Origin of the sequence: Pseudomonas putida (assembly GCF_002906855.1) — a bacterium.
Classification (GTDB): domain Bacteria; phylum Pseudomonadota; class Gammaproteobacteria; order Pseudomonadales; family Pseudomonadaceae; genus Aquipseudomonas; species Aquipseudomonas putida_N.
This window is the reverse complement of record NZ_MINI01000028.1, coordinates 2,012,254-2,038,560: the sequence shown is the minus strand read 5'-3', so window position 1 is coordinate 2,038,560 and position 26,307 is coordinate 2,012,254. Positions and strand designations below refer to the sequence as shown.

Annotated in this window: 17 protein-coding genes and 1 pseudogene; 5 read left to right on the top strand and 13 right to left on the bottom strand. The window is 66.4% G+C overall.

Annotation, left to right across the window (positions count from 1 at the left end; all coding sequences use genetic code 11):
- Window positions 1–10 precede the first annotated feature (10 nt).
- The 8 genes and pseudogenes from BGP85_RS09905 to BGP85_RS09870 all read right to left on the bottom strand — a co-directional run bounded on the left by BGP85_RS09905 (window position 11) and on the right by BGP85_RS09870 (window position 11,509).
- Window positions 11–1,029: pseudogene (locus BGP85_RS09905) on the bottom strand (AraC family transcriptional regulator ligand-binding domain-containing protein).
- Window positions 1,030–1,039: 10 nt separating this feature from the next.
- Window positions 1,040–2,107, bottom strand: coding sequence for a BKACE family enzyme (locus BGP85_RS09900; RefSeq protein ID WP_103446996.1), 1,068 nt, complete (start codon window positions 2,105–2,107; stop codon window positions 1,040–1,042).
- A 111-nt stretch (window positions 2,108–2,218) separates the two neighbouring features.
- Window positions 2,219–3,859 carry a fatty acid--CoA ligase gene (locus BGP85_RS09895; RefSeq protein WP_103446995.1) on the bottom strand — a complete coding sequence of 547 codons (1,641 nt, stop codon included), beginning with the start codon at window positions 3,857–3,859 and terminating at the stop codon, window positions 2,219–2,221.
- A gap of 48 nt (window positions 3,860–3,907) precedes the next feature.
- The gene (locus BGP85_RS09890) at window positions 3,908–6,433 is read right to left on the bottom strand and encodes an efflux RND transporter permease subunit (protein ID WP_103446994.1); all 2,526 of its coding nucleotides are present in this window, start codon (window positions 6,431–6,433) and stop codon (window positions 3,908–3,910) included.
- Window positions 6,434–6,452: 19 nt separating this feature from the next.
- A complete protein-coding gene (locus tag BGP85_RS09885; RefSeq protein WP_103446993.1) occupies window positions 6,453–7,541 on the bottom strand; it encodes a WD40/YVTN/BNR-like repeat-containing protein in 1,089 nt (362 codons plus the stop codon).
- A 64-nt stretch (window positions 7,542–7,605) separates the two neighbouring features.
- Window positions 7,606–8,964 (bottom strand): DUF1329 domain-containing protein, encoded by a 1,359-nt coding sequence (locus tag BGP85_RS09880; RefSeq protein ID WP_103446992.1) that lies wholly within the window; start codon window positions 8,962–8,964, stop codon window positions 7,606–7,608.
- A 48-nt stretch (window positions 8,965–9,012) separates the two neighbouring features.
- Window positions 9,013–10,878, bottom strand: a complete 1,866-nt coding sequence (locus tag BGP85_RS09875; protein ID WP_103446991.1) for a DUF1302 domain-containing protein — start codon at window positions 10,876–10,878, stop codon at window positions 9,013–9,015.
- A 64-nt stretch (window positions 10,879–10,942) separates the two neighbouring features.
- On the bottom strand, window positions 10,943–11,509 hold the full coding sequence (locus BGP85_RS09870; RefSeq protein WP_103446990.1) for an RBBP9/YdeN family alpha/beta hydrolase: 567 nt from the start codon (window positions 11,507–11,509) through the stop codon (window positions 10,943–10,945).
- Between the two features lie 244 nt (window positions 11,510–11,753).
- Here BGP85_RS09870 and BGP85_RS09865 point away from each other — a divergent pair, with 244 nt between their 5' ends.
- Window positions 11,754–12,809, top strand: coding sequence for an AraC family transcriptional regulator (locus BGP85_RS09865; protein ID WP_103446989.1), 1,056 nt, complete (start codon window positions 11,754–11,756; stop codon window positions 12,807–12,809).
- Window positions 12,810–12,827: 18 nt separating this feature from the next.
- On the opposite strand, the gene BGP85_RS09860 is transcribed toward BGP85_RS09865, so the two are convergent.
- The 4 genes from BGP85_RS09860 to BGP85_RS09845 form a co-directional block, all read right to left on the bottom strand.
- Window positions 12,828–13,838 (bottom strand): YeiH family protein, encoded by a 1,011-nt coding sequence (locus tag BGP85_RS09860; RefSeq protein WP_103446988.1) that lies wholly within the window; start codon window positions 13,836–13,838, stop codon window positions 12,828–12,830.
- On the bottom strand, window positions 13,835–14,497 hold the full coding sequence (locus BGP85_RS09855; RefSeq protein WP_103446987.1) for a DsbA family oxidoreductase: 663 nt from the start codon (window positions 14,495–14,497) through the stop codon (window positions 13,835–13,837). Before BGP85_RS09855 ends, BGP85_RS09860 begins: the two co-directional genes overlap by 4 nt.
- A complete protein-coding gene (locus BGP85_RS09850; protein ID WP_103446986.1) occupies window positions 14,494–15,828 on the bottom strand; it encodes an MFS transporter in 1,335 nt (444 codons plus the stop codon). The genes BGP85_RS09855 and BGP85_RS09850 overlap by 4 nt, the downstream gene beginning before the upstream one ends.
- Before the next feature lie 202 nt (window positions 15,829–16,030).
- The gene (locus BGP85_RS09845) at window positions 16,031–16,642 is read right to left on the bottom strand and encodes a histidine phosphatase family protein (RefSeq protein ID WP_258035852.1); all 612 of its coding nucleotides are present in this window, start codon (window positions 16,640–16,642) and stop codon (window positions 16,031–16,033) included.
- Between the two features lie 192 nt (window positions 16,643–16,834).
- On the opposite strand from BGP85_RS09845, the gene BGP85_RS09840 reads away from it, so the two are divergent.
- From BGP85_RS09840 to BGP85_RS09825, 4 genes are all read left to right on the top strand, one after another.
- Window positions 16,835–19,369 carry a LuxR C-terminal-related transcriptional regulator gene (locus BGP85_RS09840; RefSeq protein WP_181004475.1) on the top strand — a complete coding sequence of 845 codons (2,535 nt, stop codon included), beginning with the start codon at window positions 16,835–16,837 and terminating at the stop codon, window positions 19,367–19,369.
- 111 nt (window positions 19,370–19,480) lie between these two features.
- Window positions 19,481–21,268 carry an acyl-CoA dehydrogenase C-terminal domain-containing protein gene (locus BGP85_RS09835; RefSeq protein ID WP_103446984.1) on the top strand — a complete coding sequence of 596 codons (1,788 nt, stop codon included), beginning with the start codon at window positions 19,481–19,483 and terminating at the stop codon, window positions 21,266–21,268.
- A 156-nt stretch (window positions 21,269–21,424) separates the two neighbouring features.
- The gene (locus tag BGP85_RS09830; protein ID WP_103446983.1) at window positions 21,425–23,527 is read left to right on the top strand and encodes a 3-hydroxyacyl-CoA dehydrogenase NAD-binding domain-containing protein; all 2,103 of its coding nucleotides are present in this window, start codon (window positions 21,425–21,427) and stop codon (window positions 23,525–23,527) included.
- 35 nt (window positions 23,528–23,562) lie between these two features.
- A complete protein-coding gene (locus tag BGP85_RS09825; protein WP_103446982.1) occupies window positions 23,563–24,747 on the top strand; it encodes an acetyl-CoA C-acyltransferase in 1,185 nt (394 codons plus the stop codon).
- A 35-nt stretch (window positions 24,748–24,782) separates the two neighbouring features.
- On the opposite strand, the gene hutH is transcribed toward BGP85_RS09825, so the two are convergent.
- Window positions 24,783–26,306 (bottom strand): histidine ammonia-lyase, encoded by a 1,524-nt coding sequence (gene hutH / locus BGP85_RS09820; protein ID WP_103446981.1) that lies wholly within the window; start codon window positions 26,304–26,306, stop codon window positions 24,783–24,785.
- Between the last annotated feature and the right edge of the window lies 1 nt (window position 26,307).

The window sequence follows — 26,307 nt, the reverse complement described above, 5'->3', positions numbered from 1 at the left end:
CCGGTCTGCTTTACGGCAACGCTGCCAGCAGCTTGCCGTTTTTTTTGCGCCAGGCTGTCGGCGGCATGCCGAACTGCCCGATGAACCAGCGGGTAAAGGAAGTGGGTGCGCAAAAGCCCAGCAACTCGGCGATGCGTTGCAGCGGGTAGTTCGCATTGCCCAGGTAACGCAGGGCCAGTTCGCGGCGGGCTTCACCGATCAACGCGCTGAATACCTGCCCTGGTCATCCAGGCGGCGCTGCAGGGTTCGCACGTTCATGCCCTGCTGCTGGGCGATATGCTCGATCGACGCCCTGCCTGCGGGAAGCCACTGGCGGATATCCCTGCGCACCGCCTCGACCAGTGACAGCCCACCGTCCTCCTGCAGCGGGACCAGGTAGCGCCGGGCATTGCCCGCCATCGCCGGGTCCACCTGGCCAGCAGCCCGCGCCAGGTTGCCGTCAGGGCAGACAATGCCGTTGAAGTGGCTGCCAAACACCAGCTCGCAGGTAAACAGGCGCCGATGCAACTGCAGGTCGGCCGGCGCCGGATGGGTGAAATGCACAACGTACGGCCGCCAATGCCTGCCGAGCAAGGTGGCGCACAGCCGAAACAGCACGCCCATGGCCAGTTCGTTGGCCTGGCGGTTGGGCATTGCGCTGCGGGTCAGCACGTCCTGGCGGATGATCGCCCGGCTGCCGTGCTCATCCAGATCGATGGCCACCGACCCGTTCATCAGGTGCCGGTAACGCAGCATCACCTGCAAGACATCACGCAGCGAGCGCTGGTGGCACAACAGCAGGCTGACCGCGCCCAGGTCCGAAAACTGCCGCGCCGCAGCCATGCTCAGGCCCAAGGCCTGGCAGCCGCTGGCGGCTGCGGTGTTTTCCAGCAGGCGCACCGCGGCGTCGCCGCACAGGCGGTGCTCGGCATGTCGTAGCCGGGCCGTGCTCAAGCCCACCTCGGCCAGCAGCGGCACCGGGTCGATCCCGAACTGCTGGCACACCTCAAGGTAGTGGGACAGGGCTCCAGCCCGAATCAGCACGGGCATGCAGCGGGGCTTACGCGCATTCAGCCGTCTTGCGCAGGAAGCCTTGCTGGCCGCCGTTGCGGTTCGGCGCGAAGCCGTTGGCTGCCAGGCTTTCTTCGACGGTGTCGTAGAACACGCCGATCTTGCTGATTTCGCGGGCCTCCTTGGCCGTGGCGATCGGCCGGCCGAACTCGCGCGACATGCGCACCAGTTGCTCGATCTGCTGCACCGTGGACATCTTCTCGGTCTGCGCCTGGTTCCACAGGTTGTCCTCGATGCCGCAGCGCACATGCAGGCCCATGGCGATGCCCATCATGTTGACCGGCAGCACGTTGCGCATCGAGCTTTCCACGGTGAGCACCGCGCCGTCCGGCACGGCCCGCAGGATGTTGGCCAGGCTGTAGATGTTCGGCACGTCCATGCCACCGCCGATGGCCACCCAGTTCATCACCAGCGGGCCTTTGTAGATACCGCGGCGCATCAGGCGCTCGACCGATTCGAAGCTGTTCAGGTTGTAGCACTGGAAGGCGCTCTGGATGCCGGCGGCGCTGAGGCGGCGCACGTGCTCCTCGACCCAGCCCGGCTGGGCTGGCACGGTCATTTCCTTGTAGGCTTCATAGACGGCCGGGTCTTCCATCGAGGTGCCGCGCACGTCCTGGTAGCCCCAGTGCTCGACCACGTTCATCTGCGAGGTATTGACCGTCACCGTGACCTGATCAGGCTTGGGGTCGAGCTCGGCCAGCATGTGGCGGGTGTCGTCGCTCAGCCACTTGGCCGCAGCGCCTTCGGTTTCCGGCGCGAAGCTGATCGAGCCACCCACCTGGATGATCATTTCCGGCACCGCTTCGCGCACGCCGGCGATCAGCTCGTTGAACTTGGAAAGGCGCTTGGAGCCCTTGCCATCCAGCTCGCGAACATGCAGGTGGAGCACCGTGGCACCGGCGTTGTAGCAGTCCACGGCCTTCTGGATCTGCTCGGCCATGGTTACCGGAATGTCTTCGGGGAAGTCGGACGGTACCCACGACGGTGCATAGGGTGCTGCGGTGATGATCAGCGGCTGCTGGTTTTCGGTGAACAGGTGGCCATCGAGGAAGTTCATCGGGTGTTCCTTGTTGTGATTGTCAAAGGGTGTCGGTGCAGACCGACGGCTGTTCGGCCACAGCGCAGAGCCGGGCCAGTGCTTCCAGCAGAATCGCGGTATGCGCTGCATTCACAGGTGCATCTCGCGGATCAGCTTCTTGTTGATCTTGCCGACGCTGGTCTTGGGGATGTCGGCCACGAAGTGCACCTGCCGCGGGATCGCCCACTTGTTGATCTGGCCGCTGTCGACAAACTGCTTCAGGTGCGCTTCGAGCCCCACCTGGTCGAGGCTGTCGCCAGGCATGCAGACCACCAGTGCGACCGGCCGCTCGCCCCAGCGCTCGTCGGGAATGCCAACCACCGCCACCGCATTGACCGCCGTGTGCAGGCTGATCAGGTTTTCCAAGGCCAAGGAGCTGATCCACTCACCGCCGGTCTTGATCACGTCCTTGATCCGGTCCTTGATCTCCAGCACCCCGTGACGGTCGATCGAGCCCATGTCGCCGGTGTGCATCCAGCCGTCCTGCCACAGTTCGGCGCCCATGCCGGGCTCGTGCAGGTAGCCCTGGGTCAGCCATGGCGAGCGCACCACGATCTCGCCCAGCGACGCGCCGTCGTGGGGCACATCGCAGCCATTGGCATCGATGATGCGCAGGTCGACCATGGCCACCGGGGCGCCGGTCTTGATCCGCTGCGCCACCTGTTCGGCCATGGGTAGCGCCAGGTGCTCGTCGCGCAGGCGAGTCAGGGTCAGCAGCGGGCAGGTTTCCGACATGCCGTAACCGCTGAAGATCAGCATGCCGCGCTCGCTGGCCTGACGCGCCAGGCCCTGGGTCAGGGCACTGCCGCCGAGCAGCAGCTTCCAGCGGCTGAAGTCGGTATGCCGGCCCTGCTCGCTGTCGAGCATCATCTGCAGCAAGGTCGGCACGCAGTGAGAGAACGTCACCCCTTCGTCGCGGTACAGGCGCACCAGCTTGTCCGCCTCGTACCGTCCCGGGTACACCTGCTTGATCCCCAGCAGCGTGGCCGTATAGGGCACGCCCCAGGCGTGCACGTGGAACATCGGCGTGATCGGCATGTACACATCGCCGGAGCGCAGCAGCGGCTGGGCATCGTAGGCAGCGAACGTGCCCAGCTGGTTCAGGGTATGCAGCACCAGCTGGCGGTGCGAGAAGTACACGCCCTTGGGGTTGCCGGTGGTACCGGTGGTGTAGAACAGCGTGGCCACCGACTGCTCGTCGAAGTCCTCGAACTCGGCCTCGGGGCTGGCCGCCGCCAGCAGCGCCTCGTACTCGCCCAGCACCGGCAGCGAGGTAGCCACCGCCTCGTCGTCGCTGAGCTGCAGGTAGCTCTTGGCCGTGCCCAGCTGGCCATGGATCTGCTCCAGCAGCGGCAGGAAGTCGTCATGCACCAGCACCAGGTCATCCTCGGCATGGTTCATGGTGTAGGCCACCTGTTCCGGCGACAGGCGAATGTTCACCGTGTGCAGCACCGCACCGAGCATCGGCACGGCGAAGAAGCATTCCAGCGAACGGTGACTGTCCCAGTCCAGCAGCGCCACGGTGTCGCCGGCCTGTACCCCGGCCGCGCGCAGCACGTTGGCCAGCCGCCGCACGCGCTGGTCGAGCTCGCGGTAGGTGTAGCGCAGCTTGTCGGCGTAGACGATCTCCTGGTCCGGCTGTTGCCGTACGCCCGACATCAGCAGGCGCTTGATCAGCAAGGGGTAGGCGTCGGCGCCGGGTGCCGGCGGCATTATTTTTGTCTTGGCCATGACGTTGTGTCCGATTTCCGTTTTCGATTCGACGAGTAGACCTGCCGGCTACGCCTGCACCTGCGCTTGCGCGCGCGGCACCTGGGCGTCGTCACAGGGTTGCGGTTGGGCCTCGCAGGGCGTGGGGGCGGCGGCGACAAAGCGCTGGTCGGGCAGCAGGAAGTGCGACAGCGCCGGGATCAGCAGCAGCGCCCCGAGCATGTTCCAGAGGAACATGAAGGTCAGCAGGATGCCCATGTCGGCCTGGAACTTGATCGGCGACCAGGCCCAGCCGACCACACCGGCGGCAAGGGTGATACCCACCAGGCCGACCACCCGGCCCGTGAAGGCCACGGCGTTCTGGTAAGCCTCGCCCAGGGTGCGGCCCTGGCGCTGGTAGTGCAGCTGCACGCTGAGCAGGTACAGCGCGTAGTCCACGCCAATGCCGACGCCCAGGGCGATGACCGGCAAGGTGGCCACTTTCACGCCAATGCCCATCGCCACCATCAACGCCTCGCACAGCACCGAGGTCAGCACCAGTGGCAGCAGCGCCACCAGGGTCGCGCGCCAGCTGCGGAAGGTCACCAGGCAGAACAGCGTGACCGCCAGGTAGACGAACAGCAGCATGGTGCGGTTGGCGTCGCGCACGACGATATTGGTCGCCGCCTCGATGCCAGCGCTGCCGGCGGCCAGCAGGAACTGGCGGTCGGGGCTGCTGTTGTCGCGGGCGAAGCGGTCGGCGATGGCCACCACGTCGTCCAGGGTCTGGGCCTTGTGGTCCTTGAGGTAGGCGATCACCGGCATCATCGAGCAGTCGTTGTTGAACAGCTCGGGGGCGTTGACCGAGGCCTGCTGGGCGGCGTAGTTGAGCATGTCCTGGTTACGCTGCAGGCTGTTCATCTTCGGGTTGCCCTCGAAGGAACCGGCGGTGATCTGGCGCACGGCGTTGACCAGCGACACCGTGGTCTGCACCCCTGGGTACTGCTGCAGCTCCCACGCCAGGCGGTCGGCGAGAATCAGCGTCTTGTAGCTCAGGCAGCCTTCCGCCGGGGTCTTGATCATCACCGCGAACAGGTCGCTGGACAGCGCATAGTGGCTGGTGATGTAGGCGTTGTCGCGGTTGTAGCGCGAATCGGCGCGCAGCTCCGGCGCACCGCTGTCGAGGTCGCCGATCTTCAGTTGCAGGCTCATCCACAAGCCGCCCACGCCCATCAGCGTGGCGACCAGCACTGCGCCGGTGGCCCACTTGCGCGTGGTGAAGCGGTCGAGCGCGTCCCACAGTTTGCCGAAGCCCCGGTGCTCGGCGGCGCGGCGGTCGATGCGCAGGGCCCGCTCAGCCGCCTTGCGGCCGACGCCGACGTAGGACAGTGCCACCGGAATCAACAGCAACGAGGTGAAGATCAGCACCGCCACGCCGATGCTCGCGGTGATCGCCAGGTCCTTGATCACCGGGATGTCGATCAGCATCAGCACGGCAAAGCCCACGGCGTCCGCCAGCAGCGCGGTGACCCCGGCCACGAACAGGCGGCGGAAGGTGTAGCGCGCCGCCACCAGCTTGTGGGTGCCACGGCCGATGTCCTGCATGATGCCGTTCATCTTCTGCGCCGCGTGGGACACGCCGATGGCGAAGATCAGGAACGGCACCAGGATCGAGTACGGGTCGATGGCATAGCCCAGCCAACCGACGATGCCCAGCTGCCACACCACCGCCGCCAGCGAGCAGAACACCACCAGCAGCGTACTGCGCACGCAACGGGTATACAGGAAGATGATCACCAGCGATGTGACCACGGCCAGGGCAAAGAACATCATCACCTGGATCAGGCCGTCGATCAGGTCGCCCATCAGCTTGGCAAAGCCGATCACCCGCACCTTGTACTTGCCTTCACCTTCCTTGCCGGACGCCCGCGCCTTGCTGTCACCGCCGTACTCGTACTTGTCACGCAACTGCTGCTCGAGCATCTGCGAGAACTGCCGGTAGTCGATGCCGCGCCCGCTGGCCAGGTCGTGGTCGAGCAGCGGCACCACCAGCATGCTCGACTTGAAATCGGTCGACACCAGGCTGCCGACGATGCCGGCACGGTTGATATTCTGGCGCAACTGCTCGATGTCGGCCGGCTTGCCCTGATAGTCATCGGGCATCACCGCGCCGCCCTGAAAGCCCTCCTCGGTAACCTCGGTCCAGCGCACGCCCGGGCTCCACAGCGACTTCATCCAGGCACGGTCGACGCCTTGGGCGAGAAACAGCTCGTCGTTGATCTTCTTCAGCACGTCCAGGTATTCGGGGTCGAAGATATCGCCCTGGGTATTCTCCACCACCACCCGCACCGAGTTGCCCAGGCCGCGCAGCGACTTGCGGTTGTCCAGGTAGTTCTGGATGTAGGGCTGGCTCTGCGGAATCATCTTCTCGAAGCTGGGGCGCAGTTCCAGGCGCGTGACCGCCACATAGCCGAGCACCAGCGTGACCAGCACCATGAACAGCATGAACAGCGGGCGATAGTTGAAGACCATGCGTTCCAGCAGGTTGCCGGAGCGTCGATCGAAATCCCGCAGGTCGCGGATCACCGGCATGGTGTCTTGCTTGATGTTGGCCATCACGGGGGCTCTCTTGGAATTATTGTGGGTCTTGGCGGGCAGGCAGCACGCGCACGCCACGCTCACCCACCAGCACGGTGCCGTTGCCGCGGGCCTGCAACGCACCGGCCACCGGGGCCAGCGGCACCTGCGCTTGCAGGGCGAAGCTCAGCCCGCCGTCGTGGCTGCGCAGCACATGCCCGGCCTGGCTGAACAGCCAGTAGTCGCCGCGGTTGTCGAGGGTGGCGGCGGTAATGCTCTGGCCCAGCCCGGTGTCCACCTCGGTCCAGCTCTGGCCGCCGTCGAGGCTGCGGGCCAGATGGCCGCGCAGGCCATAGGCGAGCACTTCGCCGGGCTTGCCGAGAATGCCGAACCAGCTGCCCTGGTAAGGGCTGGGCAAGGCGACGAAGCGTTGCTGCTGGGTGTTCCACTTAAGCAGCAAGCCTTGCTCGCCGGCCACGTAGAGGTCATCGCCGACCGCACGGATGGCGTTGAGGTGCAGGCCTTGCGGGTTGTCGGTGCGGTCCTGCATCGGCACCCAGCTTGCACCGCCGTCGTCGGTGCGCAGAATCAGGTTGAACACGCCCACCGCATAGCCGTGCCTGGCGTCGACGAAGCACACGCCGAGGAACGGCTTGTCGGCGCCCTCTTCTTCCAGGCGCTGGCCTTCGGCGGCGAACTGCGTCCATCGCTCGTCGTCCGGGTGGGCCTTGGCCAGGGCCTGGTAATGGGCCGCTACCAGGGCGCCGATCTGCCGGCCGTCAAGCTGCACGGCCCAGTTCACGCCGCCGTCAGGGCTGTGCAGGATCACGCCATCGTTGCCCACCGCCCAGCCGTCCTCGGGGGTAGGGAAAGCCAGGGCATTGAGGTCGGCACTCACCGGCACGTTGGCCTGGTGCCAGTCCTGGCCCTGGTTGTCGGAATACACGATATGGCCACGAGCGCCCACCGCCACCAGCCGATCGCCGGCCCACGCCACGTCGCGCAGGGCGCTATGCACGGCCAGCGCGCTGGGCCTGGCCGGCAAGTCGAGCACATCGACATAGGCCGCCCGGGCCACACCGCAGGGGCCGCCCAGGGCGAGCGTGATTGCCAGCGCCCAAGGCGCATACTTGTTCAAAGAAGCCATGCCACATCCTCTGCAAGACCTGACGGCGGCCACGCCTGGGCCACCGTCAGACGGATCGTCGGGGTCAGCGAATACCGGCGCCGGCCAGGGCTTCCGGCGACCACTGCGCCTTGGACAGAGGGGCGATGTACTCGATACCGCCGTGCGGGCCGATCAGGCCATTGACGTTGTAGGTGCTGCCGACCAAGTCGTAGACCACGTGCGGGTTGCTGTTGGGCGTCTGCACGTCGTAGCTCTGGGTGAAGAAGGCGAACGAGCCGCGGTACAGCTGGCCACGCGCGTCGTACTGGTCGGAGGCCAGGGCCACCCAGCTGTCCTCGTCGAGGTAGAAGCGGCGCTTGGCATAGATGTGCCGGGCATTGCCCTTGAGGGTGCCCTCCACCACCCACACGCGGTGCTTCTCCCAGCGCACCTGGTCGGGCGCCAGATGGTTGGGCGTGGTCAGGGTTTTCGGGTCGTGGATGTAGGTCAGCTTGTAGGTGTTGTACGGCACGTACATGTCCTTCTTGCCGACCAGGTGCCAGTCATAGCGGTCCAGCGCACCGTTGAACACATAAATGTCGTCGAACGTGCCCGAGCCTGCGGTGCCAGGGTTTGGCGTGTCGTAGGCCAGGTTCGGCGCCAGCTTGACCCGGCGCTGCCCCGGCAGGTACTGCCAGGCGCGGCGTTCCTGCACCAGCGGGTTGGCGGCGTCCTTGAGCATCATCGACTCACCGGCACGGCGCGCCGGGCCTTCGAAGTACAGCTTGGTCTGGAAGTAGATGTCCTTGGGCTCGATGACCTTGTTCAGGTCTTCGTAGATCGGGTAGGCGTTGTACGCAAGGCCTGTGGTGGCCAGGGCCGCGACGCCGGCGGAGTCGACGTTCCACGAATCGTACTTGGCCTTCTGCGCCACACCCTGGTAGCGCAGCAGGTGGTTCCACATCGCCTCGGCCCCCGACTGCGGGATCGGGAACGGTACGCCCGGCAGCACATTCTCGATGGCCATGCCGTCCTGCAGGGACTTGGCATTGGCGGCATTCTTCAGGGTGTTGTCGAGCAGCGCCTGGGGCAACGCCGCCGTGCGGTGGCTCGGGTACACGTCGATGCGGAAGGTCGGGAAGCGCTTGGCCAGTTCCACGGTGGTCGCGGTCAGCGCATCCTTGTACTGGTCGACGTTCTTGCCATCGATCACCAGCAGCGGCTTCTCCGCTGCGTATGGGTCCGGGCGCAGGGTATCGCCCTGCTTGAACCCGGCAGGCGGCGTATTCAGGCCGCCCTGGTAGGCCGGGATCGAGCCGTCGGCGCTGGCCGCCTTTTCGGCACCGACCAGGGTCAGGTCCTTGCCCAAGCGGGCGACGTCCTGCGCCGGGGCGGCGGCATGGGCATTACCGGCAATCACGACCGCAAGCGAGGCCGACAGCAGGCTGTTGAGATACTTCATCGCGTTTCTCCGCTTGTTTTTGTATGACGTGTTTTTGTTCAGGGAGCTTCAGAAGGTGGTCTTGAACGAGGCGGTGACCATGCCGCGATCCTTCAGCAGCGGCGCCAGGCCGGCCTGCGAAGTGATCTGCCCGGGGATGCACTGGTAGCGCCCGTTGGTGCCCGGGGTGTTGTTGTCGGTACCGGTTGCGCAGGTATCGAACTTGCCGAAGGAGTCGACGTACTTCAGGTCGAACTTGTACTTCTGGTAGACGTCGGCGGCGATGCCGATCGAGTAGCTGCCGGAGTCTTCGTTACCGCCCAACTGCACCGCCGAGTTGCCCTTGAGGCCGACGTTGTAGGACAGCGGCAAGGTGATATCGACCCCCGGCAGCGCCTGGAACCAGGTCGGGGTGAAATTGACCGCCAGGGTGTAGGCGTTGGTGGTGACCTTGTCGACGCCTTCGTAGCTGGAGTCGCCCTTGAAGGTCTGCTCGCCCTTGTCGACGCTGACCAGGTGGGTCATGGTGCCCTCCACGGCCAGCGACGAGGCGTTCCACAGTGGCGTGGCGCCGAACGACACCAAGCCGTTGAGTACCACGTGGAAGGTCTTGCCGCGGGCCAGCCCGGTTTCACCATGGCCTGGCACTTCACCGATCAGGTTGGTACCACCAGCGGTGCCGGCCAGGGCGTCGTACAGCGGCCCGTTGATGGTGGTGAAGTTGCTGATCAGCGGCATATTCTCGCGGTAGTTGACGTCCAGCCCGACGCTGACCGGGCCGATGTTCTTGGCCAGGCTGATGCCGTAGATATCGATGTCGTCGGCGTAGGCGGTCATGTAGCTGGTGCCTTCCAGGCTGCCCTTGTGCAGGTTGGGGGCGTTGATCAGCACTGCCGGGGTCGGGTCGGAGGTGTTGCGGTAGTAGAAGCCCAGAGTGCCGTCGAGCCATTCCGGGCTCCACTTGGCCATCACGCCGAAGTCGCCCGAGTTGCGCGGGCGGATGTCATGCCCGCGGGGGGCACCATAGAAGGCACCGGCACCGCCGACCGCGTTGGGCACTGGCAGCCAGAAGATGTCGGCGCCGTCGCCCAGCATGTCGTAGGCACCCATATAGGTGCCCCCTTCAGGCAGGCGCGAGTTGTCGAATTCAAGGAAGTACTGCGCCGCGAGGGTCAGCTCGGGGTTGACCGTGTAGCTCAGCGACAGCTGCTTGCGCGGCAGGAACAGCTCTTTGGTTTCGGTACCGGGCACGTTGTACAGCTTGGCCAGGTCCAGGGCCGACTGGCCATAGTTGATGCCGTTAGCGGCGTTGAACAACGTCTCGCCCCAGTACACCGAGTGCCAGCCGAGCTTGCCGCTCAACATCGATTCGTCGCCGACTTCGGTGTTGTAGAACACGAAGGCATCGAGGAATTCGCCAGACGGGCCGTTGTAGTAACGGTCGGAATAATTGCTCAGGCCATGATGCCTGGCGGGGCCACCCTGCAGCACGGTACCCGCTGGCAGTGCACCGGCCGGGCGCGCCAGTACCAAGTTGCCGGCATTGCCGGCCTGGCCCGGGAACGGGTTGGAGTTGGAACCCACGTCGTCATAGGCGTGGTCGTACCAGCTGGCGGCACTCACGCGCATGCCCATGTTGCCCTGGTACACCACATCCAGCTCGGTCAGCAGGTCGAGACGCTGGGTCACCGCGCTGCCGACGCTGAAGTTCTTGTCACCGTCGTTGAGGTTGGAGGTACGTGCGATCTTCGCATTTTCGCCTTCGACCCGCTGGCCATAGCTGAGCTTGGCAGTGTTGTCGAAGCGCACGCTCCAGTCTGGGTCGGCGAGATCAAGCTGGAATGCCTGGGCAGCCGGCGCGCCGGCAACCAGCAACAGGGTGGCCATCAGTTTGTGGCGGTGAAGGCAGAAGAGAACGTTCTTATTGTTGTTCATGCGATGTCTCTGCTTGGAATGTGCAAGGTGCCAGCAGCGATCGGGCGCTGGCCTGCCTTGAGGTTCAGCGATCGAGTTGACGGATCAGCGCCTCGGCTTGGGGCCATGGGCCAAAGCCCGAGGCAGGGTTGAGGTGGCCGACGGCGCCGAGTTCGAGCAGTTCGCCGCCCCACTCGTCGGCCATGCGAGCGACCGCTTCGAAGCTCGCCAGATGGTCGTTGCTGCTGGCGGCCACGATGCTCGGGAATGGCAGACGGCCACTCGGCAGCGGCGCCCAGCCATTGGCGCGCAGGCTGTCGGGGGTGGGGTAACTGGCCGGCCATTCGGTTTCCAGGTCCGGTGGCGCGGCCAGCAAGGCGCCCTGGATCGGGCGTTGGTAACGGGCGGCCCAGTGCGCCACCATCAGCACACCGGCGCTGTGCGCCACCAGGATCACCGGGCCTTCGATGCTGGCCAGTTCACGCTCGATCGCTTCGACCCGGGCGCTGCAGCTGAGCTTGTCGGTTTCCAGCGGGGGTACCGAGCGCACCTTGCCCAGGCGCGCTTGCAACAGGGTTTGCCAATGTTCGGCTACATGGTCGCGTAAGCCGGGCACGATCAGCACGGTTGCGGTGGTTTGCAGTTTTTCCACGTCAGGGCCCTTGCTCTGGTCAGCTCGGTCAATTGCCGACTGCTTGGGGCCAGAGTAAAGAGTCGCCCTGCCAGGCGCTTTACATTGCGCGTCACGCACTTTTCAGTTGATGACACGAAAACCGTGGCGCGCAGCAGCAGGCTCCGCCGCTCGGAAATGGCTTTTCATCTGACGACACAACCGCTATAAGAAGCTTCCCGCCAGCGCAGCGGGAGCTCATCAAGATCACGTGGAAAACAATAAAATGACCGTGCTCGCCCGTGCTGCAACCTTGACCAATTACCTCGAAGTTTCACGCCATCTGGGCCTCAACGGCCATGGCTTGCTGGCCCAGGCCGGCCTCAGTGCCTCGCTGCTGGAAACCCCTGACCAACGCATCCCCGTAGCCGCTGCCATCAACGTGCTGGAGGAGTCGGCGCGGCTGAGCGGCTGTGAAGCCTTCGGCCTGCGGATGGCCGAGCTGCGCCAGTTGTCGGACTTCGGCGAGGTCAGCCTGCTGATCAACCATCAGCACTCGCTGCGCGATGCCCTGCAGGTGATCGTGCAGTACCGCCACGTGCTCAACAACGCGCTGGCCATTCACATCGAGGAAATCGGCAAGACCGTGATCATCCGCGAGGAGGTCATCACCGACCAGCCGATGCACAGCCGCCAGGCCATCGAGATGGCCATCGGCGTGATGCACCGCTTCTGCTCGGTGCTGTTGGGGCCGCACTGGCACCCGATCAGCGCCAACTTCACCCACGCCGCCCCCGCCGACCTGTCCACGCACCGGCGCATCTTCGGTTGCAAGCTGGAGTTCAACAGCGACTTCAACGGCATCGTGTGTTCGGCGTCCGACCTCGACACCACCAACCCTCAGGCGAATGCCGGCATGGCGCGCCTGGCGCAGCGTTATGTGGGGGTGCTGCAGGATGAGAACCTGCCGTCGCTGATGCTGGAAGTGCGCAAGGCGATCTTCCTGCTGATGCCCATGGGCCGCGCCACCATCGAACACATCGCCCAGACCCAGGGCATGAACGTGCGCACCTTGCAGCGGCGCCTGGAAGAAGAAGGTGCGACCTTCAGCGAGCTGGTCAACGGCGTGCGCCGCGACCTGGTGGTGCGCTACCTGGCAAGCCCCGGCTATTCGCTGGGGCGCATCGCCGACATGCTCGGCTATTCCATGCACAGCTCGTTCACCCGCTGGTTCATCAGCCAGTTCGGCCAACCACCAGCGGCCTGGCGCGCGCAGCATGAACCGCAGACGCAACCGAAACGCAGTCGCAGCGCTGCCCAGGCTGCCGTCAGCGCCCGCTGACGGCCCTGGGCCTGCGGGTTACAGGCCGACGCGCAGCAACCCCAGCACCAGCAGCACCAGGAACACCGTTTCGCCCACCATCAGCAGGATCGGCTTGATGCCCACGGCGGCCAGTTCCTTGAGCTGGGTCTTCATGCCGAGGGCGGCAATCGACACCACCAGGCACCAGCGCGACAGTTCGTTGATGCTGCCCTGCACCACCAGCGGCACCCAGCCGGTGCTGTTGACACAGGCCAGGACCAGGAAGCCGACCGCGAACCACGGCAACAACGGCGGGCGCTTGCCGCTGCTGTCGATGCCCTGGCGACGGCCGATCATGGCCGCGGCGACGATCACCGGGACCAGCATGGCCACACGCATGAGCTTGACCACCGTGGCGGTGTCGCCGGTTTCGGTGGACATGCTGTAGCCCGCCCCCACCACTTGTGCCACATCATGGATGGTGGCGCCAAGGAACACCCCGGCCGCTTGCGGCGACAGGCCCAGAGCATTGGCGATCATCGGGTAGAGGATCATCGCCAGGGTCGACAGCGCCGACACCCCGATCACGGTGAACAGCGTGGCGCGTTCCTTCTGCGGGTGGCTGGGCAATGCTGCGGCCAGCGCCAGTGCCGCCGAGGCGCCGCAGATCGCCGTGGCGCCGCCGGTGAGCATGCCGAACAGGCGTTGGAAGCCCAAGGCCTTGGCCGCAACCATCGACACACTGATGGTCACCACCACCAGGATCACCACCAGCGCCACGGCTTTCCAGCCCAGGCCGGCCATCTGCTCAAGGGTGATACGCATGCCCAGCAAGGCCACGCCCAGGCGCAGCACGGTGCGCGCGGTGAACTCGATGCCGGCCTTGCACGTGCCGTCTGCGCTGAGGAAGTTCAGTGCCAGCCCCAGCAGCAGGGCGAACAGCATCACCGGTGCGCCGTAATGCTCGGCCAGGAAGCTTGCCGCACCTGCCGCGATCAGGCTGACGATCAGCCCGGGCGCGAGTTCGCGCACGCGGTGGTTGACCTGGGCAAGTGCCAGCGTGCTCATGCCCTCACCTGCGCCATGCGCGAAACCGCCGCGTGCATGGCTTCGAGCAATGCCTCGGCCGGTTGCGCACCGACCACCTGCAGGCGATCGTCGAAGACGAAGCAAGGCACGCCGCGGCTGGCAATGTCGGCGCTGGCACTGACGAATGGCAGGCCATCCCCGCGCAAACTGCCCGCCAGGCTATGTGCAGCAAAGCCGCACTGATCGGCGATGCGTAGCAGCGTAGCGCGATCACCCAGGTCTTCGCCGTGCTTGAAGTACGCGGCCAGCAGCCGCTCCAGCAGCGCCTCGACCTGCGCTTCGCTGCCCAGTTCGCTGGCATGCAACAACAAGCGATGGGCGTCGGCCGTGTTGGGCATGCGCTGGATGCGGCTGAAGTCGATCTGCTCATCCACGGCGCTGGCGGCTTCGCGCACCTGGGCCTGGCGCTGGCGCACGGCCTGGTCGCTGCCCAGGCGCCTGCGGTAGAACTCGGCGAACGGCTGGCCGTCGAACGGCAGCTCCGGCAGCAGCTGCACGCCCTGCCAGGCCAGGTTGACCTCGACCTCCGGCTGCGCCGCCTTGAACTGCGCCAACGCAGCTTGCAACTGCCGGCGGCCGATCAGGCACCAAGGGCAGATGAAATCGAAGTACACATCAATCGACAACGAACGCTTCACGGGCGGGCCTCCAGGGTGTGCTGCACGGGCGCTTGCGCGGTTTCACCGGGCTGCAGGCGCGCCATGTCAAGGTGGTAGTAACGCTTGGCGTAGAAGAACACCGCAGCAGCGCCGATGCTGATCAACGGCACCAGCTGGAAGGCCGACTGCAGGCCGATCAGGTCGGACACCTTGCCGGTGATCAGCGGGCCGGTGGCCAGCCCCAACAGGTTGTTGCTCAAGGTCAGAGTGGCGAACGCGGTGCCGTGCACCGAGTAGTGGGTCAGGTTGGCGACCATGGCACTGGACGGGCCATTGGTGCCGGCGGCAATCATCATGCCCAGGCAGATCAGCACCAGCTGCGCCACCCCTGGCGGTATGGCAAACGCCATCGACAGCAGCAGGCAACTGCCCAGGCAGTAGGCGATGGCGAGGCTGATCTTGCGGTCCGGGCAGTGGCGCCCCATGCGGTCGCAGAGCATGCCGCACAGGACGATGCCGATGCCGCTGCACAGCACGATGATCGCTGCCACGGCACCGGCACGCTCAGTGCCCATGGCGTAGTAGCGGTTCAGGTAACTGGGGAACCAGACGATCACCGTGCCGCCGACGAACAGCTGCAGGCCGCTGCCGACATAGGCGCAGATCACCGAGCGGCTTGAATACAGGGTACGCAGAGGGCGCAGGGCCTTGAGCGCCGCCTTGTCGGGCTTGGCCTCAACGCCGTTGGGCGCAATGCGCGCTTCGCGCACGATCAGCGGGTAAAGTAGCGCCAGCACCAGGCCGAACAAGGCCATGCCGGCGAACGCCCAGCGCCAGCCCAGGTGCTGGGCCATCACCCCACCCAGGGCCATGCCCAGTACCGAGCCGAACATGCCTCCGGCCATGAACGAGCCGGCCAGCGTGGCGCGCATTTCGCGCGGGAACACCGCCACCACCACGGCGATGCCGACGCTGCCGTAGGCCGCCTCGCCGACGCCGACCATGAAGCGTGCGATGAACATTTCCTGGTAGTTGTCCGCCAGGCCGCAGCCCAGGGTCGCCAGGCTCCATATCACGGCCATGGCGGTCAGGCTCTTGATCCGGCCGATGCGGTCGGCGAGCAGCGACAGCGGGAAGGTCAGCAGGCCGACCATCAGCGCGACGATGCCGCTGAGCAGGCCGAGCTGGCTGTCGCTGAGCAGCCACTCCTGTTTCAGCAGCGGGAACACGGCGTTGAGCACCTGGCGTGACATGTAGTCGGAAATCAACAGGCCGAATGTCAGGGCGAAGACGATCCAGGCGTAGCGCCGTGGAATGCCGAGCGAAGTATCAGTGCCAGGTTGTGCCGCACTGGCGTGATAGGTGGCCATGCTGCCTCCTCGGATATCTGGGTTTTTTGTTGTTATTGCGTGCAGGCTATCGGGCGTAGCTGTACAGAAACTTTCGTGTAGAAGGGCAATGTAGGCCGTTGTGCAAGGGGCCGCTTATCATCGGACGACAACGGTTTTTCAGTTCATGACAGCACCCCGGTTTGCCCGCCGGGGTGCCGCTGGCACTGGCTCAGTAATCCGCTCAGGCGTGCAGGCGGCGTGGGTCGATGGAGGCATGCACCTGCGCCATAACGGTCTGGTCGATGGTTGTCTTGCCTGGGTCGTACGCTGAGTAGTTGAGGGTGCGGATGTAGGTGCGCAGCACTTGCGGGCCGGCCATATCGATGTCGACGATGTTCAGGCAGGCCGGGTCCTGCTCGAAGGCCGCCAGGGCGCCGAGCCCGGCGCCGCAGGCCCAGGCCAGGAGAATGCGGTTGACCGCGTCGTGGCTGACCAGCAGCAGCGCGTTCCAGTCCGGTTCTTCGAGCAATTGCTGGAAGCTGCCCAGTACGCGTTGCTGGAACGCCAGCCACGACTCGCCGCGCAAGAAGGTCGCCTCGGGGCGGTCGGCAAGCTGATAGGCCTGGGCCACCTCGCGGTGCAGGCATTCGCGGGGGATTTCCCGCAGGCGGCCGGCGCGGATCTCGCGCAGCGCGGCGCGCTCCTCCACTGCCAGGGCGCGGCCGCTCAGCAACTGGTCGAGGGTCTGCCGGGTACGCGGGTAGCCCGAGCATACAGCGCGGTCGAAGTGCACCGGTGCCAGCACCTGGCTCAACGCTTGGGCCTGGGCCACGCCGTTTACCGACAGCGGCACGTTCCCTCTGCAAAATTTGCCCGCGCGGGTGGCGGGCTCGGCTAGGATGTCTGGCCGAACCGATGGAACCTGCCCGCCATGCATCCTCCTGCGCTCAAACCGAACCAGTTGCGCCCGCCTGCCGAGCCGGCGAAGGGTCTGGTGCGTGCGCGGCTGCTTTAACAACTGGCCGCAGCCCTGGACGAGGGCGGCGTGGTGCTCCTGCAAGCACCGCTGGGATATGGCAAGAGCACCCTGCTCGGCCAGTTCACCCGCCAGTTGTCCACGCCCTGGGCCTGGCTACGCCTGACCCGCGCCGAGAACCAGCCACTGGCACTGCTGCTGCACCTGCACGCGGCGTTGCAATTGCCCGCCGAGCAACGCGACACGCTCTCTGCCGAGCAACTGTGGAGCCTGATCCTGGCCGACCTGGAAGCCCGGCAACACCCGTTGACGCTGCTGCTCGACGAATTGCACCTGCTCACCGCCGCATCCGCCTGGCAGTACCTGGACACGCTGTTACACTACCCGCCGCCTGGGCTGCGCCTGGTCGCCGCCAGCGAAGGCCCACCCGCCCTGCCCCTGGCCCACCTGCGCCGCGATGGCCGGCTTAGCGTGCTGGGCGCCCGCGACCTGGCCCTGGACAGCGAAGAAACGCACCAGCTGGCGCGCGCCCGTGAGGTCAACCTGGGCAGCGATGCCCTCTATCAACTGCGCGCTGGCAGCGAAGGCTGGCCCAGTGGCGTGCTGTTCTGGCTTGAGGCTTACCGCAAGGCGCTGCACAGCACCGGCGAGGCGCCCGCCGACCTGCGTCCGATTACCCGCCAGGCCTATGCCCATGCCCGGCAGTTTCTCGAAGAAGAACGCCTGCAGCAGCTGCCCTTGCCATTACGCACGTTCCTCGAACACACCGCCGTGGCCCAGGTGTTCGATGCCGGCCTTGCCAGCGAGCTGGCCGTCAACGCCGATGTCCCTGCCGCGCTGCGCCAGCTGCAACGCCTGGACCTGATCATCGAGGTGCCCCAGGGCAGCCACGCCGAGTACCGCTACCACCCGGCCCTGCGCAACGGCCTCTACCAGCGTCTGGAGCAACGCGCCCCCCAGCAGCTGCGCCAATTGCATCGCCAGGCGGCCCACTGGCTGCTGGCCCAACGCCGCTTCACCGAGGCGATCTACCAGTTCGGTCGCGCCCGCGACCTGGACGCGGTGCTGAGCATCGTCGACCGGCATGGTTTCGAGCTGCTGCGCGAGGGCAAGGTCAACACCCTGGTCGATGTGCTCGACGAGGTCGCCGGCCACGGCGGCAACGACAGCTTCACCCTGGCGGTGACCGAAGCCTCCACCGTGATGGTCACCAACGATATCGCCCAGGCCTGCCAATGCCTGCACCAGCTCTATGCTCTGCAGCGCCGCCAGGGGGTGCCGCGCAACCCCGAGCGGGTGCAGCAGACGGTGATGTTCCTGCGCAGCCGCCTGGCCTACCTGGGCGGCAACCTGGAGCACGCCCTGACCCTGACGGCGCGGGCACTGCAAGGGTTTCCCCAGCACAACGCGGCGCGCTCGGTACTGTATTTCGACCGCGCCAACTGCCTGGCCGCGCTCGGCCAGTTGCAACAGGCTCACGCCGAAGGCAGCCGCGCCCTGTGCGAACTGCAGGGCTTCGGCCTGAATGGCTACACCAACCTGCTGCAACTGCTGCTGGCCCAGATCGAATTGGCCCAGGGCGCAAGCGACGCGGCCTGGGCACGCCTGCAAGGCATGGCCGACCAGCCCGACACCGGCAGCTCGGGGCGTTTCTATGAACTGTTCCGCCACCTGGGCCAGGGTCTCGCGCTGCTGCAGGGCAACCGGCTGGCCCAGGCGCGCCAGGCGCTGGCCCAGGCCGAAGTGCTGGCCCTGGGCTTCCCCCACAGCGCCGCGCTGCCCTGGGTGTTCCACCACCAGGCATGCCTGCACTGGGCGTTGGGTGAAACAGCCCAGGCCAAGGCACGCTGGACCGAGGTGCGCCGGCTGACCCGGCAGTACCGCCTGTTCACCCTCTACCGCACGGCCGGGGCTTGGCTGGCGCGCCTGGCCCTGCGCGACAACGACCAGGACTACCTGCCCGACTGGCTCGATCAGTGGCACTGGTGCCGACGCCAGTATGGCGAACAACGGTTGCCCGAAGAGTGGCTCGCCTATGCCTGGATGCAACGCCACCTTGGCCAGCGCGACAAGGCCCGGCAGATCCAGCAAAACCTGCAAGCCCAGGCCCAGGCGCAAGGCAACCGCCGCCTGCTGCTCGACGCGCTGTTGCTGGATGCCGCGCTGCAGCATGACCATGACCACGCCCTGCGCAGCCTCGACCAGGCGCTGCAACTTGCTTGCGCGCACGGCTTCGGGCAACTGCTGCAGTACGAGGGCGATGCGTGCCTCGAGGCCCTGCGTCAACTGCTGCTACCGAGCGTGCGCGAGCGCCTGGGCCTGAAGGCCCCGACGCCTTCGCGCGAGCAGCTCAATGCTCTGTTCCGGCCCCTGCTGGCCAGCAAGGAGCACGCCGCAAGCGCGCTGATCGTGCCGCTCTCGCGCCGTGAGCTGGAAGTGCTGCAGCGCATGGCCCGCGGGCAGAACAACGGGCAGATCGCCGAGGCTATGTTCATCAGCCTGAGCACGGTCAAGACCCACATCAACAACCTGTTCCGCAAGCTCGACGTAGCCGACCGCGACAGCGCCCTGTGTTCGGCGCACGAACTGCAACTGCTGGGCTGACCTCCACCTGGCCCCGACGACGATTCCACCCGCCATTCCACCCGGGGGGTGGACGCGGCGCCGAAGCCTGCCTGCTACAACATGCCGAGTCCACCCAGACAGGAGTTCGGCATGCCCAGCTACACCGCCCCGTTGCGCGATATCACCTTCGTTGCCCAGGAGCTGCTCGACCTGAGCCGCCACTACCAGCAACTGTCAGGTTGTGAAGCCCCGGACGAGGCCACCTTCGCTGCCATCGTCGAGGAAGGTGCCAAGTTCGCCGAACAGCAACTGGCCCCGCTCAACGCCGTGGGCGACCAGCACGGCTGCCAGTGGCAGGACGGCAAGGTCACCACCCCGCCCGGCTTCAGCGAGGCCTACCAGCGCTTCGCCGACAACGGCTGGCTGGGTCTGGACAAACCTCCGGCCTTCGGCGGCCAGGGCCTGCCGCCGTCGCTGGGTTTCGTCAACTACGAGATGGTGTGCAGCGCCAACCACGCCTGGGGCATGTACGGCAACCTCGCCGGCGGCGCCATCAGCACCCTCAGCGAGCATGCCGAGCAAACCCTGCAGCAGCGCTTCCTGCCGCCGATGATCGCCGGCCGCTGGGGCGGCACCATGTGCCTCACCGAAGCCCACTGCGGCTCGGACCTCGGCCTGCTGCGCACCAGCGCCAAGCCCCAGGCCGACGGCAGCTACCAGATCAGCGGCAGCAAGATGTTCATCTCTGCCGGTGAACACGACATGACCGAGAACATCATCCACCTGGTGCTGGCGCGTATCGAAGGCGCACCGGCCGGGGTCAAGGGCATTTCGCTGTTCGCCGTGCCGAAGATCCAGGTCGATGCCCATGGCCAGCTCGGCGCCGCCAACGGCGTAAGCTGCGGGTCCATCGAGCACAAGATGGGCATCCACGGCAACGCTACCTGTGTGCTCAACTTCGACGGCGCCAGCGGCTACCTGCTGGGCGAGGCCAACCGTGGCCTGAACGCCATGTTCACCTACATCAACGAATCGCGCCTGGCGGTTGCCCAGCAGGCCCAGGCCCACGCCGAAGCGTCCTTCCAGGGCGCCCTGGCCTATGCCCGTGAACGCGTGCAGATGCGCGCCAGTCCGCGCCTGCGCAACGAACAGCCCGCCGACCCGATCATCGGCCACGCCGATGTGCGGCGCATGCTGCTGACCCAGAAGGCCTGCGCCGAAGGCGGCCGCATGCTCGCCTACACCTGCGCCAAGGGCGTCGACCAGTTGCACCACGGCGCCAGCACCGATGTGCGTGAGGCCGCCGCGCGCCGCCTGGCGCTGCTCACGCCGATTGCCAAAGGCTTCCTCAGTGAAACCGGCAACGAAGCCGCGCAACTGGGCATCCAGGTATTCGGCGGCCACGGCTACATCCGCGAGTGGGGCATGGAGCAGATCGCCCGCGACGTGCGTATCACCGCGATCTACGAAGGCACCAACACCATCCAGGGCCTCGACCTGCTGAACCGCAAGGTGCTGGCCGATGGCGGCGAGGCCCTGGCCGAACTGCTAGGCGAAATCGAAGACTTCACCCAGGGTACCAGCGCCCCGGCCCAGTTGGCCCAGGCGCTGCTCAAGCAGGTGAGTGCCTGGCGTGAAGTCAGCGTCTGGCTGCGTGACGCCAGCGCAACCGACGCCAACCTGATCGGCGCCAGCGCTTACGACTACCTGATGCTCAGCGGCTACACCCTGGTGGGCTACCTGTGGCTGCGCGCCGCCTGCGTGGCCGAGCGCGCCCTGGCGGCGGGCAGCGATGACGTGGCGTTCTACCAGGGCAAGCGCGAGACCGCGCGCTTCTACCTGCAGCGCCTGCTGCCCCGCGCCCACCTGCATGAAACGCTGATCCGCACGGGCAGCGACAACCTGATGACCCTCAGCGAAGCCGCGTTCGCCCGCTGATGCACCCGCGCTGGTTACCACGGCCTGCACCCTCCGGGCCGCGGTTTTTCGGGTGGCGGCACGCGCTCCGGGCCGCCACCTGGTTTTTCCATCCGTCCTGGCCAGGGCGAGGTGCACGACGCCTGCCCCGGCCCAATAACAAGAAGGTTCCCGCCCATGCCGCTGATCGACTATCGCCGCGACCACCAACTGGCCTTGATCGGCCTGCACCACGCGCCAGTCAACGCCCTTGGCCACGGCCTGCGCCAGGCGCTGCTGCAGGCCTGCAGCCAGGCCGCCGCCGACCCCGAGGTGCAGGCCATCATCCTGCACGGGCAACAGCTACCGTTCAGCGCCGGCGCCGACATCAACGAGTTCGGCAGCCCGCAGGCCTGGGAGGAACCAGCCCTGCCGCAATTGCTCGAAACCCTGGCTCGCCTCGGCAAGCCTGTGCTGGCCGCCATCGACGGCGTGGCCCTGGGCGGCGGCCTGGAACTGACCCTGGCCTGCAGTCACCGGCTGGCCACCACCGGCGCACGCCTGGGCCTGCCCGAAGTGCGCCTGGGCCTGCTGCCCGGCGCCGGTGGTACCCAGCGCCTGCCACGCCTGATCGGTGTGGCCCCGGCCCTGGAAATGATGCTCAGCGGTGACTCGATCGATGCCCGCCAGGGCCTCGTCCTGGGCCTGATCGACCGCCTCGTCGAACCCGGCCAGGAGCTGCTCGACGCCGCCTGCAGCTTCGCCCGTGAGCTGCTGGCCCAACCTGCCGCGCCGCGTGCCACGGCTGCTGCCTTGATGGACGGGCTGGAAAGCGACTTCTTTGCCAACCGCGAGGCGCAACTGCTGGCCCGCAACCCCGGCCAGCGCGCACCGCTGCGGGTGCTCGCCGCCGTGCGCGCCGCCTGCGAGCTGCCCTTGGCCGAGGGCCTGGCCCGCGAGCAGGCGCTGTTCCGCGAAGCCCTGCAAGACCCCCAGGCGACCGCCCTGCGCCAGCAGTTCTTCGCCGAGCGCGAAGCCCTGCGAGTGCCCGGCATCGACGCCAGCACGGCGCTGCGCCCGATTGCCCAAGTGGCAGTGATCGGCGCGGGGACCATGGGCGCCGGCATCGCCATGAACTTCATCAACGTCGGTATCCCGGTGCGCCTGCTGGAGCTCAAGCCCGAAGCCCTGGACCGGGGCCTGGCGCAGATTCGCAAGCTATACGAGCACAGCATCAAGCGCGGCAAGCTCAGTGCCGAGCAGCTCGAACAACGCATGGCCCTGCTGCAAGGCACCCTCGACTATGCCGACCTCGCCGACGCCGACCTGGTGATCGAGGCGGTGTTCGAGGACCTGTCAATCAAGCAGTCGGTGTTCCGCACCCTCGACCGTGTGTGCAAGCCGGGTGCGATCCTCGCCAGCAACACCTCGACGCTGGACGTCGACCGCATCGCCGCCTGCACGCAACGCCCGCAGGATGTGCTCGGCCTGCACTTCTTCAGCCCGGCCAACGTCATGCGCCTGCTCGAAGTGGTGCGCGGCCGGCTCACCGCCCCCGACGTGCTGGCCACCACGCTGAAGATTGCCAAGCGCATCGGCAAGTTGCCGGTGGTGTCGGGTGTCTGCTTCGGCTTCATCGGCAACCGCATGCTCGAGCCCTATGCCCGCGAAGCCCACCGTCTGGTGCTCGAAGGCGCCTCCCCCGCCCAGGTGGACAAGGTGCTCACCGGCCTAGGCCTGGCCATGGGCGTGTTCGCCATGTACGACCTGGCCGGCATCGACGTCGGCTACCTGGTGCGCCAGGCGCGGCGCAGCGAGATCGCCCACGATCCGAGCTACTTCCGCCTGGCCGACGAGCTCTACAGCCTGGGCCGCCATGGCCAGAAGAGCGGGCGCGGCTTCTACCGCTACGAGGGGCGCCAGCGCATCGAAGACCCGGAAGTGCAACAGATCGCGGCGCAACTGGCGGGCAACCTGGGCATCACCCGGCGCACCATCAGCGACGCGGAAATCCACGACCGCTGCCTGTTCATGCTGATCAACGAAGGCCTGCAGCTGCTCGACGAAGGCATTGCCCTGCGCAGCGGCGACATCGACCTGGTGTGGACCAACGGCTACGGCTTCCCGGCCTGGCGTGGCGGCCCGCTGCACTACGCCCGCGAACTGGGCCTGGACCAGGTGCTGGCCGGCATCGAGCACCAGCGCGAGCAGCTCGGCGCCTATGGCCGCATGTGGCTGCAACCGGCCCCATTGCTGCGCCGCCTGGCCAGCAGCACGAAGCAGCGCGCGCCAGGCAACTGAACGGTTCACCCCAGGGTTTTCAAGGAGCATCGACCATGAAAGAAGCTGTCATTCTGTCCACCGCCCGCACCCCGATCGGCAAGGCTTTTCGCGGCGCGCTGAACAACACCCGCTCGCCGAGCCTGGCCGCGTACGCCATCCAGGCGGCGGTGGCCCGCGCCGGCATCGAGGCGGACGAAATCGAGGACCTGGTGATGGGCACCGCGATGCCCTCCGGCACCGCCGGCTGGAATCTGGGCCGCATGAGTGCACTGGCCGCCGGCCTGCCGGTGTCGGTCAGCGGCCAGACCCTGGACCGTCAGTGCGCCTCCGGGCTGATGGCGATCGCCACGGCTGCCAAGCAGATCATCGTCGATGGCATGCAGGCGACCATCGGCGCCGGCCAGGAAAACATCAGTGCGGTGCAGGCGCGCAATCTGGAATGGGCGCTAGGCGAGCAGGACAGCAACGTGATCCAGCGCGTGCCCCATGCCTACATGCCGATGCTGCAGACCGCCGAGCATGTGGCCAGGCGCTACGGCATCAGCCGTGACGCCCAGGACGCCTACGCCCTGCAGTCGCAGCTGCGCACCGCCCTTGCCCAACGCGACGGGTTGTTCGAGGCCGAGATCGTGCCGGTGACCGCCCAGCAACTGATCAAGGACAAGCAGACCGGCGAGGTCAGCTACCGCGAGGTGATCCTGGCCCAGGACGAAGGCAATCGCCCCCAGACCCGCCTGGAAGACCTGACCGGCTTGAAGCCGGTGCTCGAAGGCGGCTGCATCACTGCGGGCAACGCCAGCCAGCTGTCCGACGGCGCCAGTGCCTGCGTGCTGATGGACGCGCGCCTGGCCGAGCAACGCAACCTGCAGCCCATTGGCCTGTACCGGGGCATCGCGGTGGCCGGCCTGGCCCCGGAGGAAATGGGCATCGGCCCGGTGTACGCCGTGCCGCGCCTGCTCAAGGAGCATGGGTTGAAGGTAGACGACATCGGCCTGTGGGAACTCAACGAAGCCTTCGCCTGCCAGGTGCTGTACTGCCGGGACACGCTGGGCATCGACCCGATGCGGCTGAACGTCAACGGCGGCGCCATCGCCATCGGCCACCCCTACGGCATGAGCGGCGCACGGATGGTCGGGCATGCCTTGCTCGAAGGCAAACGCCGCGGGGTGCGCTACGTGGTGGTGACCATGTGCGTGGGCGGTGGCATGGGCGCCGCCGGCCTGTTCGAAGTGCTCTGAGACGAGAGCCGACTCCATGAGCGCGCCGCTTGTGGTCATAGCAAGTCGGGGAATGCTGAGCCAAGCAGGCCGGGGTCTTTCAACAGCGCTGCACTGCTTTCGATGTCCGGGGCCAGCCAACGGTCCTGGGCATAAGCGGGGACCCGTTCGCGCAACAACCGCCAGGCAACCCCGGTACCGGCGCCGAAGCGCTGCTCCTTGAGGAACTCGAATGCCTGGGCCGCCAACAGGTATTCGATGGCGAGGATCTGCGTGCAATTCTCCAGGGCGCGGTGCAGCTTCAAGCCGGCATTGGTGCCCATGCTCAGGTGATCCTCCTGCAGGCCGGAGGTGACGTAGTTGTCGATAACGGCCGGTTGAGCCAACTGGCGGTTTTCCGCACACAGTGACGCGGCCACGTACTGGACGATCATCATGCCCGAATTCACCCCCGGCTGGCTGACCAGGAACGCCGGCAAGCCGCTGACCAACGGGTTGATCAGGCGATCCAGGCGACGCTCGGCAATCGCCCCGATCTCGGCCACCGCGATGGCCAGCAAGTCGGCCGCCATGGCCACCGACTGGCCGTGGGGATTGGCCTGGGACACCACCCGGTACGACGCGGGTGTACCCAGCAACATCGGGTTGTCGGTCGTCGAGTTGAGCTCGGTTTCGATCTGCCGCGCCGCGTGTGCCAACTGATCACGCGCGGCGCCATGAACCTGCGGAATCGAGCGAATGCTCAAGGCGTCCTGGGTGCGAATGCCATGGCTGCTGGCAATGATTTCACTGCCGTCGAGCAGGCGCCGCAAGTTGCTGCCCACGCGCTGCATGCCGGGGTGCGGTTTCATCGCGATGATTTCAGGGTCGAAGGCATCGAGCTGGCCACGCAGGGCCTCGAAGCTCATGGCGCCGATCACGTCCGCCCACTGGCTCAAGCGCGTGGCGTCGTCCAGGGACAGGCAGCTCAGGCCGGTCATGCACGGGGTGCCGTTGACCAGGCACAGCCCGTCCTTGGCACCCAGCTTGACCGGTGCCAGGCCAACCTCGTCCAGGGCTTGCTGCGCCGGCATGATCTCGCCGCGATAGCTGACTTGGCCGACACCCAGCAAGCTGATGCTGATATGGGCCATGTGGGTCAGGTAGCCCACCGACCCCTGCTTCGGCACCTGCGGCGTGATGTGCCGGTTGAGCAGGGTCAGCAGCGCCTCGACCACCTTGCGCTGAAGGCCGGATCGGCCCTGGCAGAAATTGATGATCGCCGCGCAGATGATCGCCCGGGTCTGTTCGTCCGACAGCGCGGCCCCCACGCCGCAGGCATGACTGAGCAAGGTATTGCGCGACAGCTGGCTGAGTTGTTCGTCCTGCAGCGAGACATTGCACAAGGCGCCCAGCCCGGTGTTGACGCCATAGGCGCGTTCGCCACTGGCAACAATGCGCTGGACGATCGCCTGGGCGTTGTCGATCCGCGCCCAGGCCGATGGCGCCAGCTCAAGCTTTGCCCCGTGCCGCGCTACGGCCACCACGTCCTGCCAGCGAACGGGGGTATCGGCGATGATGATTTTTTCGGCAAACGACATA

Coding starts and splice junctions, on each gene's coding strand:
- BGP85_RS09900 (WP_103446996.1), bottom strand. CDS start 2,107: ATGAACTTCCTCGATGGCCACCTGTTCACCGAAAACCAGCAGCCGCTG.
- BGP85_RS09895 (WP_103446995.1), bottom strand. CDS start 3,859: ATGGCCAAGACAAAAATAATGCCGCCGGCACCCGGCGCCGACGCCTAC.
- BGP85_RS09890 (WP_103446994.1), bottom strand. CDS start 6,433: ATGGCCAACATCAAGCAAGACACCATGCCGGTGATCCGCGACCTGCGG.
- BGP85_RS09885 (WP_103446993.1), bottom strand. CDS start 7,541: ATGGCTTCTTTGAACAAGTATGCGCCTTGGGCGCTGGCAATCACGCTC.
- BGP85_RS09880 (WP_103446992.1), bottom strand. CDS start 8,964: ATGAAGTATCTCAACAGCCTGCTGTCGGCCTCGCTTGCGGTCGTGATT.
- BGP85_RS09875 (WP_103446991.1), bottom strand. CDS start 10,878: ATGAACAACAATAAGAACGTTCTCTTCTGCCTTCACCGCCACAAACTG.
- BGP85_RS09865 (WP_103446989.1), top strand. CDS start 11,754: ATGACCGTGCTCGCCCGTGCTGCAACCTTGACCAATTACCTCGAAGTT.
- BGP85_RS09860 (WP_103446988.1), bottom strand. CDS start 13,838: ATGAGCACGCTGGCACTTGCCCAGGTCAACCACCGCGTGCGCGAACTC.
- BGP85_RS09850 (WP_103446986.1), bottom strand. CDS start 15,828: ATGGCCACCTATCACGCCAGTGCGGCACAACCTGGCACTGATACTTCG.
- BGP85_RS09835 (WP_103446984.1), top strand. CDS start 19,481: ATGCCCAGCTACACCGCCCCGTTGCGCGATATCACCTTCGTTGCCCAG.
- BGP85_RS09830 (WP_103446983.1), top strand. CDS start 21,425: ATGCCGCTGATCGACTATCGCCGCGACCACCAACTGGCCTTGATCGGC.
- BGP85_RS09825 (WP_103446982.1), top strand. CDS start 23,563: ATGAAAGAAGCTGTCATTCTGTCCACCGCCCGCACCCCGATCGGCAAG.
- hutH (WP_103446981.1), bottom strand. CDS start 26,306: ATGTCGTTTGCCGAAAAAATCATCATCGCCGATACCCCCGTTCGCTGG.